This is a genomic window from Lactobacillus helveticus DSM 20075 = CGMCC 1.1877 (assembly GCF_000160855.1).
In the GTDB taxonomy this organism is placed as follows: Bacteria; Bacillota; Bacilli; order Lactobacillales; family Lactobacillaceae; genus Lactobacillus; species Lactobacillus helveticus.
In genome coordinates this window covers 429,670-444,982 of record NZ_GG700752.1, presented here as the reverse complement: position 1 = coordinate 444,982, position 15,313 = coordinate 429,670, and the positions used below count along the sequence as shown (strand labels likewise).

Sequence of the window (15,313 nt, the reverse complement as noted above, 5' to 3'; positions counted from 1 at the left end):
TAATCATTAATTTCATATATGATAGAGGTGAATATCATGACAACACATGCACTAACTCAAAACACTATCATCAATTTCTTGCTGCTCGTAAAAAAGCAGCTACGCAAATTGCCATCGGCGTTCCGCTCTGCATTTTAGCAGCAGCTCCCCTGTTGATTTTAATCAGTTTCACACATCTTGGACTTTTTAGACTGCCTCTAGAAATGATGGTCATTTTAGGTGTAATTATCCTGCTAATCCTAGTAGCAATCGGTGTTTCCTTCTTCATTGCCGCTGATCACCAGACTAAGATTTACGAAGAACTAGAATATGAAAATTGTGAACTTAGCAATGAACAAGCCGAGCAAATCAGACAAGCTAAAAGAAATTTTTCTAAGCCATACACCAATATGATTATCACAGCGACTGTTTTATGCATTCTTTCAGCTGTTCCTCTTCTCTGCGGAGTCTTTTTCACTAAAATGTTAAACGGCAGCCAAATGGATCACCTAATGACTGGGCTTGTTGCCGGTACCCTAGTTTTAGTAGCCATTGGCGTTTTCTTCTTCATCAAGAGCAACATCACAATGGACAGCTACAACATTTTGCTTCAAACAGATGACTACACGCCTAAAAAGAAAAACGGTCGCCGCATCATGAACAAATACGCTGCTATTTATTGGCTAACTGCCACAATGCTCTACTTAGGCTACAGCTTCTTGACAAATAACTGGGAGCACAGCTGGATCATCTGGCCAATTGCCGGTATTCTTTATGGCATCATTGAAAAAGTTCTTAGTCTGAAAAACAACGATATCGCACCAGAATAGGTCTTGCATTAATAATCGAACATTTAACTCTCAATTTTAACTTGTGTTCGGTAAAATCTTCTGCTAAGATTGAACCAACAAAAATATCTATATAAAGTCGTAACATGGTCGAGAGTTTCTACCCATTACCCTAAATAATGGACTATAGGTGATTGAAAGTTAAAAATGATATATCTTATGGACCTCTTTTACCTAAGAATGATATATCTTATGGACCTCTTTTACCTATGTTAAGGTAGAAGAGGTCTTTTTGTTTATCTCGGGAGGTAAAAGTTGAAGTTATTAGAAGACAGAATTAAAAAAGATGGCGAAGTTTTAGACGGTGACGTTTTAAAAATCAATTCATTTTTGAATCATCAAGTTGATCCCCAACTGATGATGCAATGTGGTGAAGAATTTAAACGCCTTTTTGCAGATCAAAAGATCGACAAGGTTTTAACCTGTGAAGCTTCTGGAATTGCACCCGGTGTGATGACCGCCTATGTATTAGACGTACCTATGGTTTTTGCCAGAAAAAAGAAGCCATCAACTCTTAACGATGCCGTTTATTGGGCCGATGTCTTCTCATATACCAAAAAGGTTAACAATAAAATCTGCGTCGAAGAAAAATTCCTGCACAAGGGTGAAAATCTTCTGATTATCGATGATTTCGTTGCTCAAGGTGAAGCTGTTAAAGGCATGGTTAACATCGCCAAGCAAGCTGAATGCAACATCGTTGGCGTAGGTGCCGTTGTTGCTAAAACCTTTCAAGGCGGTAGCGACTGGGTTAAGCAGCATGGTCTTCATTTTGAAGCTTTAGCAAGTATTGATAGTTTTAAAGATGGTCAGGTTCACTTTGAAAATGAAAATTAAACTATGAACACGATGTTAGCCACAAAAAAGCAGCTATCTTAGGTCTACAACATCTACTTGCAATGTATTCCGGTGCGGTTGCTGTTCCCCTTTTGATCGGTACCGCCCTTAAATTTAACAGTGAGCAGATGACTTATCTGGTCTCCATTGATATTTTTATGTGTGGTCTAGCCACTTTAATTCAATTATTTAGAAATAAATATTTCGGTATTGGCTTACCCGTCGTTTTAGGCTGTGCTATCCAAGCAGTTGCACCCCTAGAGATGATTGGACAAAAGTTCTCAATTAACACCATGTATGGTGCGATCATCGTCGCCGGAATCTTCGTCTTTCTAATCGCTGGCTGGTTTTCAAAAATCAAAAAGCTTTTTCCACCTGTTGTCACAGGAACTTTAATCACAGTCATTGGACTAACATTAATTCCTGTCGCTTTTCAAAACATGGGTGGCGGCAATGCTCAAGCTAAGGACTTCGGTGATACTAAAAATCTAATTGCTGCCTTTTTAACTATTATCATCATCGTAGCCATAGAAGTCTGGACCAAAGGATTTCTTCGCTCCATCTCCGTTTTGATTGGCTTAATTGTGGGAACACTGCTTGCCAGCTGCATGGGCCTCGTAACTCTAACACCAGTAGCTCAAGCTTCCTGGTTCCATTTACCACAACTTTTCTATTTCGGAGTTCCAGAATTTGAGTGGTCATCCTGCTTAACCATGATTATCATCGCTTTAGTTTCCATGGTCGAATCAACCGGCGTATTCTTTGCCATCGGTGATCTCCTTCATCAAGACATCACTGAACAAGATCTAAAAAAAGGATATCGTGCAGAAGGTATTGCACAAATCTTTGGTGGTCTTTTCAACACCCTTCCTTACACCACATTCTCACAAAACGTTGGCTTGCTCCAACTATCTGGCATCAAAACCAAGCGACCTATTTTCTGGGCTGCGGGACTTTTAATGGGTATGGGTTTATTGCCTAAAATCGGTGCTCTAGTTACAATCATCCCTAATTCCGTTTTAGGTGGAGCAATGCTAGTCATGTTTACCATGATCGCTGTTCAAGGAATTAAAATGCTAACTAAAGTAGATTTTCAAAACAACCGCAACATTCTCGTAGTAGCAATTTCAATCGGATTAGGATTAGGCGTAACAGTTTATCCACAAATTTTTCAAGCTTTACCTCAAACAATCCAGCTTTTCCTCGGCAATGGTATCGTATTAGCCAGTTTAAGTTCAACTTTGCTTAATTTAATTTTCAATAAACAAAAAAACTAGTAAATTAACCAATCAAATGAAGGACATCAAGTTAGATGTCCTTCATTTTTTTCATCTATAATAGATATAAGATATTTTCTATAACTGAGTGAGGTTAATATGCCAAATCAATACCATAATTTATCCAATCCACATATTGAAAGCTACATTCTATTTTATGGTCAACAAAAGTGTCATCCCAATGAATATTTTGAAAGCAATAATTTGCAAAAAAACTACGTTTTATACTACATCCTTTCAGGTGAAGGCACTTTTTCATCCAATGGCCATCACACCGTTAATTTAAGTCAGGGAGATCTATTTTTAATACCACGCAATACAACATGTTTTTTTAAAGCTGATAAAGACAATCCGTGGGAATATCTCTGGCTAGGCTTAGCTGGCAGTGATACTAAGAAAATAATTGAGGCATCCAATTTACCTAATAAAAATTTTCTTCGTCAAATCAAAAGAACTGAATTCTACAGTATCTTACTAGAACTATACGAAATGCTGAATAAAAGAAAGTCTTTACTAACTAATCTTAAAATTGCGTCTCTTACTTCTCAGTTCTTCTACTATTTAGTCAAAGAATTTCCTAACCATCCTCCAGTTCGAAAAACTCCTAAAGATGATCAATACCAAATCGCAATTAATTATTTGCAAAAAAATTATACTGATCCTAATTGCAACATTGTGGAGCTTTGCAACAGGTTAGGTGTCTCACGTAGTTTTTTATATTCATTATTTAGAGAAAATACTAATATTTCACCGCAAAAATATCTGATGCAGCTGCGCATGGAAGCAGCCAAAAAAGAATTGCAAAATACCACATCCAACTTAAAAGAAATCGCCCACAAAGTTGGCTATGGTGACGAATTTACTTTTTCAAAAGCATTTAAGCGTTACAGTGGTGTTAGCCCCAATGTATTTCGTAGAAATTAATTATATTCTTTGCTTAACTCAGGCTTCTTTGCATACAATATATAGTGTATAACTTATTAAAACAGTAAAGGAATGATTCAATGAAACAAACAGAATGTACTACTATCTTAGTAGGTAAAAAAGCAAGTATTGACGGCTCAACTATGATCGCTCGTAGTGAAGATGGTGGCCGTGTAATTATCCCTGAAGGTTTTAAAGCAGTTAATCCAGAAGACCAACCTAAGCGCTACACTAGCGTTATCAGCAAGCAAAAGATCGATGATGAAGATTTAGCTGAAACTCCACTTCGTTATACTAGTGCTCCAGATGTTTCTGGTAAAAATGGTATTTGGGGCGCTGCCGGTATCAACGCTGATAACGTGGCAATGACCGCTACTGAAACTATTACCACTAATTCACGCATCCAAGGCGTTGATCCTATTCTTGATCCAAGCGAAGGTGGTCTTGGGGAAGAAGACTTTGTTACTTTAACTCTTCCATATCTTCACTCTGCTTTCGATGGCGTTAAGCGTGTCGGCTACCTTGTTGAAAAATATGGTACCTACGAAATGAACGGTATGGCCTTCTCAGATAAAGACAATATCTGGTACCTTGAAACTATTGGTGGTCACCACTGGATTGCACGCCGCATCCCTGATGATGCCTACGTTATCGCACCAAACCGTTTAAACATCGATACTTTCGACTTCGATGACAGCGAAAACTTCGCTGCAGCTAGCGACTTAAAGGATTTAATCGATGAATATCATTTAAATCCAGACCGTGAAGGTTACAATATGCGTCACATCTTTGGTTCTTCAACTATCAAGGATGCACACTACAACAACCCACGTGCTTGGTACATTCACAACTACTTTGATCCCGACTTTGGCGGCACTCCAGCAGATCAAGATCAACCTTTCATTTGCCGTGCTAACCGCTTAATCTCAATCGAAGATATTAAGTGGGCTGAAAGCTCACACTACCAAGACACCCCTTACGATGCATACGGTGATCAAGGTACTCCTGAACAAAAGAAGACCTTCCGTCCAATCGGAATTAACAGAAACTTTGAAACCCACATTTTACAAATCAGAAATGACGTTCCTGCAGAAATTGCGGGTGTCCAATGGTTAGCATTTGGTCCTAACACCTTCAACTCAATGTTGCCATTCTACACCAACGTCACAACCACTCCAGAAGCTTGGCAAACCACTCCTAAGTTTAACTTGAACAAGATTTTCTGGTTAAACAAGTTAACTGCTCAACTTGGCGACACCAACTACCGTGTATATGGCGAACTTGAAGATGCCTTTGAACAAAAGAGTTTAGCGCAATGCCACAAGATTCAACATGAAACTGATAAAGAAGTTAAGAATCTTTCAGGCAAGGAATTGCAAGATAAATTAATTGTAGCTAACCAAAAGATGTCTGACACTGTTTACAACAATACTGTCGAACTTTTGGGTCAAATGGTTGACGAAGGTCACGGCTTAATGACTTTGAAGTACGACTTGCTCGACTAATAATTCAAATATAAAAAGCAATAAGAGCTTGAGAATCATCTCAAGCTCTTATTTTTTACTCAAATAATGGAATTGCATCGGCAAGTGTTTTGACTACAGTCACCTTTTTGGTTATTTCTTCTGACGGCATCACTTGGTCTGGAACAAGTACCACATCAATTCCTGCATTTAATCCTGATTCCACTCCATTTGGTGCATCTTCAAAAATCACTGCTTCATTTTTATTCACTTTTGCGATATCCAATGCATGAAGATAAATATCTGGAGCTGGCTTATTATTTTTTACATCTTCACCGGCAACGATACCTGCAGAATATTGACGCAAATCGTTGTGGCTAAGATTAAAATTAATCTTTTCCATATCTGAAGAAGAGGTAATGTAAGATTTAATTCCTTTTTCTTGTAAAAAACTAAGCAATTTTTCTGCACCAGGTTTAACTGCCAGCTTCCCTTATTCAACTCGCTGATTAAATAAAGCCAAGGCCTCATCAAAAATCTTTTGCCCTAATGCCTTATCACCTGTTTTTTGCTGTAAATATCTCAATGTAGGCTCAAACCCAGTTGCCAAAAGTTTATTATTTTCAGATTTTTGATAATCAAAACCATATTTTGCTAAAACTTCTTTACGCGTTTGAAAATATAATGTCTCACTATAAACTAGTGTTCCATCCATGTCAAAAAAGCTACTTTTTTATTCTTTAAATCCATTTTACTTTCCTTATACTTTTTATTTTATGTAAGCTCTTTCATTGTAACAAATAAAAAAGCATATTCTTATTCGAATATGCCTTTTTAACTAGATATTGTCTAATATATCAGGTTCACTTGGATCATCTTTAATTGTGACATCAGCTCCAAGTTGACGAAGCTTCTCTTGTACACGATCATACCCGCGCAAAATATTGCCAGCTTTATCAATTACAGTGGTACCACTTGCCATTAATCCAGCAATCATCAAGCAAGCTCCTGCCCTAATTTCACCAGCAGTTACTTTTGCACCATGAAGTTGCTTAGTTGGATGAGCCAAAATAATATTATCCTCAACCTTAATATCAGCCCCCATCTTTTGTAATTGTGGGATGTGACCGTTACGTTTTGGATAAATATTATCAATTACTATGCCTTCACCTAATTTAGCAGTTAAAAGAAGTGGGGTAATTGGTTGTTGAAGGTCAGTGGCAAAGCCAGGATACACATTGGTCTTCACCTGAACCATCTTTAAGTCCCCTGCTGGGTAAACATAAAGTGAATCTTCATCTGCGTCAATTACTACACCCATTTCTTCTACTTTAGCTAAGTAAGAATCTAGGTGTTCTTCAATAATATTATGAATACGAATACCATTACCAATGCAAGCGGCCAAAGAAACATAAGTACCTGCTTCAATACGATCAGGAATAATTGTATGTGGAATCTGTGCTTTAAGCATATCCACACCTTCAATTCTGATTGAATCAGTTCCGGCACCACGAATTACTGCACCCATATTGTTTAAAAAGGTGGCTAAATCAATAATTTCTGGTTCTTTAGCTGCATTTTCAATAATAGTTTGACCCTGCGCAGTTACACTGGCCATAATAATATTCATCGTTGCACCAACAGATGGCATTTTCAAATGAATTTTTGCCCCATGCAATCCATCTTCTGGTGCTGTAATTATAATTTGATCATTTTCATTCTTTACACTGGCGCCTAAGGCTTCAAAGCCTTTAATATGTTGGTCAATAGGACGTGGCCCAATATCGTCACCACCAGGGAAGCCTACTACTGCCTTGCCAAAACGACCAAGAAGTGCACCCATGAAGTAATACGATGCACGCAAACTCTTAATCTTACCAGCTGGTAATGGACTCATCTTGATATTTTCTGGATCAATACGTAATGTAGTTTCTCCAAAATCACAATGTACATCCATCTCGCTTAATAAATCCATTAAGTTGGCAACATCAGCAATCCTTGGGACGCCTTCCAAAGTTACTGGTGTTCTTGACAAAATCGATGCTGGAATGAGCGCAACTGTAGAGTTCTTGGCGCCACCAATCCAAACATCACCTTGTAGAGGCTTTCCACCATGAATAATCATCTGCTTCATTGGCGAAAATCCTTTTCTTTTACTTTCAATTAATCATAATAATGTTAAAGGATATTTGAGAAAAAAACAAGAGCCGAGGTCTCTCAACTCTTGTTTTCTTAAGATTTTGTATAATTCAAGTAATTATTTTTAAAATTCTTGTTCTGGAAGTCCACTAGCTGCACCAATAAATGACTTAAACAATCCTTCTGGACGTTGTGGACGACTCAAAAATTCTGGGTGATATTGAGCTGCAATAAAGAACTTCTTCTTTGGCAATTCAATAATTTCAACCAAATGATTATCTGGTGATACACCTGAGAATACCATACCAGCCTTTTCAAAAGCTTCACGGTATTTGTTGTTAAATTCGAAGCGGTGACGGTGACGTTCTTGAATCACATCTTGATCGCCATAAGCCTCGCGAGTCTTAGTACCCTTCTTAAGAGCAGCTGGGTAAAGACCTAAACGCAAAGTACCACCAATATTTTCTTCATCACGCTTATCAGCCATAATATCAATAATATTGTTCTTGCAATGTGGTTCTGCTTCAGTAGTATTAGCATCTTCAAGATTTAAGATGTCACGTGCAAATTCTACACTTGCCATTTGCATACCCAAACAAATACCCAAGAATGGAATATCATTTTCACGAGCATACTTGATAGCAGTAATCATGCCTTCAAGACCACGAGTACCAAAACCACCAGGTACGATTAAACCATCTGAACCTTCCATGATCTTAGCGATGTTGTCTTCAGTGATATCTTCTGCTTGAACCTTATCTACATCAATCTTGGTGTTGTAAAGGTAACCAGCATGTTGCAAAGCATCAGTTACTGAAATATAAGCATCTTCAAGTTCTACATACTTACCAACCAAAGTAATCTTAGTGTGGTGCTTTAAGTTCTTAGCACGATCATCAAGCTTCTTCCAAGCTTCCATATCTGCTTCAGGCTTTGGACTGTCAATATGCAAGAAGTCACAAACCTTTTGGTCCATGCCTTGCTTTTGGAATGCCAAAGGCACATCGAATAATGAAGGAGCATCAATAGATTCAATGATTCGATCAACAGGAACATCAGTAAAAGTTGAAATCTTATTCTTGTGTTCTTGATCAATTGGTTGTTCAGCACGAAGAACAAGCATATTAGGTTGAATACCGATACTGCGAAGTTCAGCAACTGAATGTTGAGTTGGCTTAGTCTTCATTTCATGAGCTGCATGAAGAAGTGGAACTAAAGTACAGTGAATGTACATTACATTTTCTTCACCAACTTCACGACGCATTTGACGAATTGCTTCCATGAATGGAGTTGATTCCATATCACCAACAGTACCACCAATTTCAGAAATAATTACATCTGAATCAGTGGTGAGTGCTGCACGCATGATCTTCTTCTTGATCATATCAGTAATATGTGGAATTACTTGTACAGTAGCACCGTTGTAGTCACCACGCCGTTCTTTTTCAAGAACTTCTTGATAAATCTTACCAGTAGTTACATTAGAATACTTACTGGTTCTAACATCAACGATTCTTTCATAGTGACCTAAGTCAAGGTCAGCTTCTGTACCATCCTCGGTAACATAAACTTCACCGTGTTGGTAAGGGCTCATTGTACCCGGATCAATGTTAATATATGGGTCAAACTTTTGCATGGTTACTTTTAAGCCACGATTTTTAAGAAGTCGACCTAAACTTGATGCAGTAATACCCTTACCAAGTGAAGATACGACACCGCCAGTTACGAAAATGTATTTTGTCATTTATTTGCTCCTTTTTAACTTATCCTTTAAACAAAAAAGCCCCCCTTGTTAGGGAGCTAAACGCACATAGGGTGCCCACCAAAAATACTATCTGCTTTGTCCTCTTAAGTCAAGCAAATTAATTATCTTCTTCGTCATCATCATCGTTTAATTGTGATAATTGACCTTCAATTCCGTCTGGCAATACATCATCAGTATCGTCATTGTCTTCGTCATATTCAGAATCATCATCACCATAATCGTCATTGCTATCGTCAGCAGTAGCGTCTAAATCATCGTCTTCTGGATCATCATTATCGTAGTCAATAATGATGTCATCATCACCAGTTGCGCTTGCTAAGAATGCGTTAACCTTCTTATGGTAATTACGTGCATCGTCTTCTTCTTCATCTTCTGGGTGGTTAACTTCTTCGTCAACTGATTCATATGGGAACCAAGTACGAAGTGCCCATACATTTTCACCCATAGAGATAAATTCACCATCAGTATTCATATCTGTATAAAATTGTGGTAAACATTCACGAATTTCTTCGTCACTCTTATTCAAGTATTTTTGTACGGCATTAACAATATCAGCAAATGCCATTCTCTTACCATTATCTTCCAAAATTGCTTGTGCAACTTCGATCATTGATAATTCATCGCGGTTTTTGTCTTTAAATTTATCTAATCCCACAGCTGTACGTCCTCTCTTTTACAATCTTTACTATTCTACTAGGCGTTTAAGTAAAAATCAACGTGACTGCATAGTTACCTATTAAGTATAGTCCATTAAAGAGGTCATATTCAAGCCGAAGTTGATGTGAACTTGCTTGCTCTTCATATTCAAGCAAATTTGTCACACTGGTCATATCCATTTGTCGCCCTTCAACAACATAGCGGCAATTAGCCTTTTCACCAGGAACAAATTTCATTAAAGAGTAATTACTACTATCTACTCCGCGCCGAATTATGAGTTCGTCCTCTTTCAGCAACATTTTAACAGGAATAGTATCATCTTCTTTATAAGACACACGAATTACTCCATTATTTTCTTCTAACTGACCTGGAGCTACTTTAGTAAAAGTTTCAGTTTCATCATCTTGTGTAATTTTGCTAGTCAAATTAATCGTAATTGCTGCCATGTCCTCATCCCTTTCCTGAACACCCTGCGTATATATTTGCTATAATTTTATGTGGTTACAATCTATTTTAGTATATAATTCTAAAAATTAAATTATCAAGCTTGGTGGTTTTTATGGCAAGATTTCAAAGTAAAAAATTAAAACAAGAAGTTGTACTCCGTGATCCAGTACACGGCTATATTCATATCGAAGACAAAGTTGTTCTAGATGTTTTTAAATCTAAAGAATTCCAACGCATGCGCAGAATTAAGCAGCTAGGACCTGTCAGCTATGTTTTCCCTGGTGCTACTCATACCCGATTCGAACATAATCTAGGTGTGTATGAACTTACTAGAAGAATCTGTGATATTTTTGCCAAAAAATATCCTTCTATCACACCGGGGGATGGGTTATGGAACGACGACAATCGTTTATTAGTTGAATGTGCCGGCTTGCTCCATGACATTGGTCATGGCCCATATTCACATACTTTTGAGCATCTTTTTAATACTAATCATGAAAAGATCGGTCAAAAAATCATTACGGATCCTAATACCGAAATCAACAAAGCTTTAAAACAGGTTGCACCTAATTTCCCTGAATTAGTAGCTAGCGTTATTGCTAAAACTTATCCTAACCCACAAGTAGTTAAGATGATCTCTAGTCAAGCTGATGCGGACAGAATGGACTATTTGCAACGAGACGCATACTTTACAGGCGTTAACTATGGTCGATTTGATTTATCCCGCATTTTACGTGTTATTAGACCTTATCAAAACGGAATCTGCTTTACCAATAACGGAATGCACGCCGTTGAAGATTATATAGTTTCACGCTATCAAATGTACCAACAAGTTTACTTCCACCGTGTAGGACGTTCTATGGAAGTTATATTGCAGCATCTGCTTGAACGTGCAAAAGATATTTATAAGAAAGGCAATTTAAAAGTTACTTCTAGCTTAGCCAGCTTTTTGGAAGGAAATTGGACTCTTGATGATTACCTTAACTTAGATGATGGTGTGATGGAAACCAACTTCTTAATATGGACCGAAGCACAAGATCCCATTTTATCAGATTTGGCCAAGAGATATTTATACAGAAAGCCTTTTGCCAGTGTAAGAATTGATGAAGAAACTAAGAATTTATTGCCTAAACTTAGAAACATCATTAAGCAAACGGGCTTCAACCCTGATTACTACACTGCTACTAACTCTGCTTTTGACGAACCTTATGATGCTTATAAGCCTTCAGGCAAAAATGCCAATAGTCAAATTGAAATCATGCAAGATGATGGCAGCTTGATAGAGTTGTCACAGCTTAGTCCTTTAGTTCGGGCATTAAATGGTACTTTCCAAGGTGATGAACGCTTCTTCTTCCCTAAGACCATGCTGTCTCACGATGAGGATCAACCACAAATTTTTGATCCTCTTTACGAGCAATTCCAAAAATACGTTAAAAATGGAGCGTTAAGATACTTAAGAAAGCCTCGTAAGAAGTAAATAGACTTATAGAAAGAGGTATTTGCTATGAACAACGAAGACTAAACAAAAACATAAGAACTCAAATTAATCCTGAAGATGAGATTGAACATGTAGAAAAGAGCGGCTACAGACAAGTCAAAGACTTAATGAATACTATTCATGGTTATTGCATGGATTATACTAAGTTGTCATTTGATTTCATTCATGACAATAAGGATTTAGTTAAAGAAGTTGTAAAGACAGGATGCAAGACTGCAATGGTTGTTAGCATAGCTGCAGCCAGCGTAAGTATTGCTAAAGCTTTATCCAAAAATGAATAAATTTAATTAATGAAAATGGACTAGTTAATAATTAGCCCATTTTTGTTTACTCTTTTTCTTTTAACTCAAGCAGCAGCGCATATAAAGCCCCATATAAGTTAGCGTCATTGCCATATTTTGCGGCGACCACCGGTGGATCAATCATTTGTTTACCGATCATTAGATTGTTTTCTAAGATTTTATGCAATTGATTATCAATTTCTTCAATCAGTACTGGCTACGCACTAATATCTCCACCAATTACAAATTTTGAAGCATTAACTACGGTTTGAATATTAATGATCATAATGGCAACATTGCGACAATAACGTTTAAATATTGCTAATGCACGCAAATCTTCTTCATTAATTGCTTTAAAGGCTGCGACCCCATCATCTACATTAGTAACATTGCCCAGCGCCAAATTAACTTTTTTAATCATATTTACTGCCGAACATGTATATCCAGTATATGCCGCCATATTCTTAGTGCCTATTCCAGCATTGGTAATCATCCAGCTAAGCTCTCCGGCTTGAAATTTCCAACCATGAACTACTCGATGATTAACTACTATTCCGCCACCAATGCCGGTTCCAAGGGTAATCGCACCCCATCATCTATATCCTGCAATTCACCATGCCATTGCTCTGCTAAAGCAGCAGCTTTGCCATCATTTTCTACGCTAACTGGTACCTTATATTTTTCACCTAAAGTTTCTTGTAAATTTAAACCATCAAGGAATGGCAGAGCCCCACCAAAATAAATAATTTTATGCTCAGTATCAATCTTACCTGGCGCACAAACAGCGATGCCCCGATATTTTCCTTGATATTTATCTGCAACTTGATAGATCGATTGCATGAAAGCCTCAAGACTTTCTGTGTTTGTTTCTACCCTATCTTTTTCAAAAATTTTTCCTTCTTCATCGATTAAGGCATACTTCAAATTAGTACCACCAATATCGAAAGTTAAATACTGTGTCATATACTCCCCCATACAAAAAGCACCTAATAACATAGGTGCTCTTTTGCTTAATTAAAAAATATCGTTTACTTGTTCTTGTCTGCTTCGTATCTAGTATTAAATAATGGACTAAGTGCCTTATGTTCTTGAATGCACTTAATAGCATCCCCCATAAGTGGACCCACTGATACTAGAAGCATCTTATCAAGCTTCTTTTCAGCTGGTTGATTAATTGAGTCAGTAAGAACTAAGTTCTTAATTGGTGAATCATTCAATCTCTTGATAGCTGGACCAGAAAGAACGGCATGAGTTGCACTAGCATAAACTTCAGTTGCACCTGCATCGATTAATGCTTGGGCTGCTAAAGTAATAGTACCAGCGGTATCAATCATGTCATCAATGATAATTGCACGCTTACCCTTAACATCATCAATAATATTCATAACTTCGGCAACATTAGCCTTAGGACGACGCTTATCAACAATTGCGATAGGACAATCTAAGAATTCAGCAAGCTTTCTAGCACGGTTAACACCACCGTGATCAGGTGAAACAACAACTGCGCCTTCTTCTAAGTTGTTACGTAAGAAGTAATCAGCAAGAAGTGGAGCACCCATTAAGTTATCAACTGGAATATCAAAGAAACCTTGAATTTGTGGTGCATGTAAATCAAGTGACAAAATACGATTTGCACCTGCAGTTTGAAGCATATCAGCAACAAGCTTAGCAGTAATTGGTTCACGTGCACGAGTCTTACGGTCTTGACGAGCGTAACCATAGTAAGGCATCACAATGTTAATTGTACGGGCACTAGCACGACGTACAGCGTCAATCATGATTAAGAGTTCCATTAAATTATCATTTACTGGATCACTGGTAGATTGGATAAGGTATACGTCTTTACCACGTACAGTTTCATCAATATTAATTTGAATTTCGCCATCACTAAAACGTTCAACACTTGACTTTGAAAGTGGTACGCCCACGCGATCGGCAATCTTTTGTGCTAATGGCACGTTTGAGTTGAGGGCAAAAATCATCATATCGTCTTTATAGGACATAATTTCCTCCGTAAAAATAATTAACCAGCTCTATTTTAACAAAAGTCATTCCAAAAAGAACTACATACTCTTTAATTATAACAAGATTTTTCATTTTAACAGTAAAAAAGCGGTAAAAGCACTAACTATTCACCATTAAAAAAGTTAGAATATACTTGTACTTTCTAGTACAACGAAAATATCCTAAAAAATAAGACGTAGCATTTTTTGACGCTACGTCTTATTTTATTTCTTATTTAATTAACGATTGATAGCTGAGTTTTGAACAGCGTAATCATTAATGTTTAATGGTTGTGTGTAACCATTAGTTACGATTGATAAAGTAGTGTTGTTGTTTGAGAATTGAATTGCGCTTTCTGGAACGTTATTAGCATTTGCAGCAGCCTTAACAATTGCAGTTACTTCATCTGGAGTCAAGCTATTAAAGTTAGCTACGGCAATCTTAGCACCGTTAAGCTTAGCCTTAGCAGCGACAATAGCACCTTCAGCTTCGTTAACTTGACCGATAGTTGCACTAGCGTTGTTGTTTACAATAGCACCATCAGTAATAGCCTTGTCATATGCAGCCTTAGCACTTGAACTTGAAAGCTTGTAAAGTTCTGAAGCCTTAACACTAGCTGCTTCATTGATGCTTTGAGTCAACTTAGCCTTATCAGCAGCAGTTGCTACAGTAACATCAGCCTTAGCTTGTTCTGGAGTGTTAACTGGATTCAAAATCTTGCCATCCATAGTTACATCATCATACTTCAAGTAGCCTCTACCACTAGCTAACTTGAAAAACAATTGTGGAGTTGAGTTTACTGAAGTTGCAATGTATCTTAATTCAGAAACTTGTTGGCTTATACCAGCATCAAATGTTCTATTAGCGTATTTTTGACCCTTAATATCGTAAAGTGAAACAACACGCTTAGTAGTTACATTAGTTGAATTTACATCTTCAGTGTCTGGAACTTTAACGGTTGCTGCACCATCTGGTTCATTGACTGGATCAAGTTCTGTACCCTTAACCTTGCCTACATTAGTAGCCTTAACAAATTGATCGTCACCAATCTTGTAGTAAAGCTTTGTGCCAATGTATCTAGCTTCAGTAGTTTTAACAGTCTTGCCCTTCTTAACAAGCTTCTTCTTAGTCTTGCCTTCGCCATTATAGATGTAGGCGTTCTTCTTTAAGGTAATAATAGTTGGCTTATCGATGTTA

The 15,313-nt window shown here is 37.4% G+C and carries 13 protein-coding genes, 2 pseudogenes and 1 riboswitch; of the genes and pseudogenes, 7 read left to right on the top strand and 8 right to left on the bottom strand.

Features of this window, described 5'->3' with window-relative positions; all coding sequences use genetic code 11:
* The 5 genes from HMPREF0518_RS02080 to HMPREF0518_RS02060 all read left to right on the top strand — a co-directional run.
* The coding region (locus HMPREF0518_RS02080; protein WP_003625606.1) for a hypothetical protein at nucleotides 1–809 on the top strand (809 nt) is incomplete at its 5' end.
* A gap of 67 nt (nucleotides 810–876) precedes the next feature.
* Nucleotides 877–974: riboswitch (purine riboswitch) on the top strand.
* A 108-nt stretch (nucleotides 975–1,082) separates the two neighbouring features.
* Nucleotides 1,083–1,661 carry a xanthine phosphoribosyltransferase gene (locus HMPREF0518_RS02075; RefSeq protein ID WP_003625603.1) on the top strand — a complete coding sequence of 193 codons (579 nt, stop codon included), beginning with the start codon at nucleotides 1,083–1,085 and terminating at the stop codon, nucleotides 1,659–1,661.
* Between the two features lie 35 nt (nucleotides 1,662–1,696).
* On the top strand, nucleotides 1,697–2,938 hold the full coding sequence (locus HMPREF0518_RS02070) for a nucleobase:cation symporter-2 family protein (RefSeq protein ID WP_035504364.1): 1,242 nt from the start codon (nucleotides 1,697–1,699) through the stop codon (nucleotides 2,936–2,938).
* Nucleotides 2,939–3,037: 99 nt separating this feature from the next.
* Nucleotides 3,038–3,862: an AraC family transcriptional regulator gene (locus HMPREF0518_RS02065; protein WP_003625599.1), complete on the top strand. Its 825-nt coding sequence runs from the start codon at nucleotides 3,038–3,040 to the stop codon at nucleotides 3,860–3,862.
* Between the two features lie 80 nt (nucleotides 3,863–3,942).
* Nucleotides 3,943–5,367, top strand: a complete 1,425-nt coding sequence (locus HMPREF0518_RS02060; RefSeq protein WP_003625597.1) for a C69 family dipeptidase — start codon at nucleotides 3,943–3,945, stop codon at nucleotides 5,365–5,367.
* Nucleotides 5,368–5,422: 55 nt separating this feature from the next.
* On the opposite strand, the pseudogene HMPREF0518_RS10575 reads toward HMPREF0518_RS02060, so the two are convergent.
* From HMPREF0518_RS10575 to HMPREF0518_RS02030, 5 genes and pseudogenes are all read right to left on the bottom strand, one after another.
* Nucleotides 5,423–6,040 (bottom strand): annotated as a pseudogene (locus HMPREF0518_RS10575) (HAD family hydrolase).
* A gap of 123 nt (nucleotides 6,041–6,163) precedes the next feature.
* Complete coding sequence (locus HMPREF0518_RS02045) at nucleotides 6,164–7,459, bottom strand: UDP-N-acetylglucosamine 1-carboxyvinyltransferase (RefSeq protein WP_003625591.1); 1,296 nt, start codon at nucleotides 7,457–7,459, stop codon at nucleotides 6,164–6,166.
* 129 nt (nucleotides 7,460–7,588) lie between these two features.
* Nucleotides 7,589–9,208, bottom strand: coding sequence for a CTP synthase (locus HMPREF0518_RS02040; RefSeq protein ID WP_003625589.1), 1,620 nt, complete (start codon nucleotides 9,206–9,208; stop codon nucleotides 7,589–7,591).
* 118 nt (nucleotides 9,209–9,326) lie between these two features.
* Nucleotides 9,327–9,884 (bottom strand): DNA-directed RNA polymerase subunit delta, encoded by a 558-nt coding sequence (gene rpoE / locus HMPREF0518_RS02035; RefSeq protein ID WP_003625588.1) that lies wholly within the window; start codon nucleotides 9,882–9,884, stop codon nucleotides 9,327–9,329.
* 46 nt (nucleotides 9,885–9,930) lie between these two features.
* Nucleotides 9,931–10,332: a YwiB family protein gene (locus HMPREF0518_RS02030; RefSeq protein ID WP_003625587.1), complete on the bottom strand. Its 402-nt coding sequence runs from the start codon at nucleotides 10,330–10,332 to the stop codon at nucleotides 9,931–9,933.
* A gap of 113 nt (nucleotides 10,333–10,445) precedes the next feature.
* Between HMPREF0518_RS02030 and HMPREF0518_RS02025 the strand changes: the two genes are divergently transcribed.
* Nucleotides 10,446–11,810 (top strand): HD domain-containing protein, encoded by a 1,365-nt coding sequence (locus HMPREF0518_RS02025; protein WP_003625586.1) that lies wholly within the window; start codon nucleotides 10,446–10,448, stop codon nucleotides 11,808–11,810.
* Between the two features lie 20 nt (nucleotides 11,811–11,830).
* On the top strand, nucleotides 11,831–12,112 hold the full coding sequence (locus HMPREF0518_RS02020) for a hypothetical protein (RefSeq protein ID WP_035504359.1): 282 nt from the start codon (nucleotides 11,831–11,833) through the stop codon (nucleotides 12,110–12,112).
* A 46-nt stretch (nucleotides 12,113–12,158) separates the two neighbouring features.
* On the opposite strand, the pseudogene HMPREF0518_RS02015 reads toward HMPREF0518_RS02020, so the two are convergent.
* From HMPREF0518_RS02015 to HMPREF0518_RS02005, 3 genes and pseudogenes are all read right to left on the bottom strand, one after another.
* A pseudogene (locus HMPREF0518_RS02015) lies at nucleotides 12,159–13,075 on the bottom strand (ROK family protein).
* A gap of 65 nt (nucleotides 13,076–13,140) precedes the next feature.
* Complete coding sequence (locus HMPREF0518_RS02010; protein WP_003625582.1) at nucleotides 13,141–14,115, bottom strand: ribose-phosphate diphosphokinase; 975 nt, start codon at nucleotides 14,113–14,115, stop codon at nucleotides 13,141–13,143.
* A gap of 240 nt (nucleotides 14,116–14,355) precedes the next feature.
* Nucleotides 14,356–15,313, bottom strand: a 958-nt coding sequence (locus HMPREF0518_RS02005) for an SLAP domain-containing protein (RefSeq protein ID WP_003625581.1), incomplete at its 5' end; no start/stop codon positions are given.

Bases quoted from the DNA above. Each gene is read 5' to 3' on its own strand.
- HMPREF0518_RS02065 (WP_003625599.1), top strand. From the start codon at position 3,038: ATGCCAAATCAATACCATAATTTATCCAATCCACATATTGAAAGCTAC.
- HMPREF0518_RS02060 (WP_003625597.1), top strand. From the start codon at position 3,943: ATGAAACAAACAGAATGTACTACTATCTTAGTAGGTAAAAAAGCAAGT.
- HMPREF0518_RS02045 (WP_003625591.1), bottom strand. From the start codon at position 7,459: ATGAAGCAGATGATTATTCATGGTGGAAAGCCTCTACAAGGTGATGTT.
- HMPREF0518_RS02040 (WP_003625589.1), bottom strand. From the start codon at position 9,208: ATGACAAAATACATTTTCGTAACTGGCGGTGTCGTATCTTCACTTGGT.
- HMPREF0518_RS02030 (WP_003625587.1), bottom strand. From the start codon at position 10,332: ATGGCAGCAATTACGATTAATTTGACTAGCAAAATTACACAAGATGAT.
- HMPREF0518_RS02025 (WP_003625586.1), top strand. From the start codon at position 10,446: ATGGCAAGATTTCAAAGTAAAAAATTAAAACAAGAAGTTGTACTCCGT.
- HMPREF0518_RS02010 (WP_003625582.1), bottom strand. From the start codon at position 14,115: ATGTCCTATAAAGACGATATGATGATTTTTGCCCTCAACTCAAACGTG.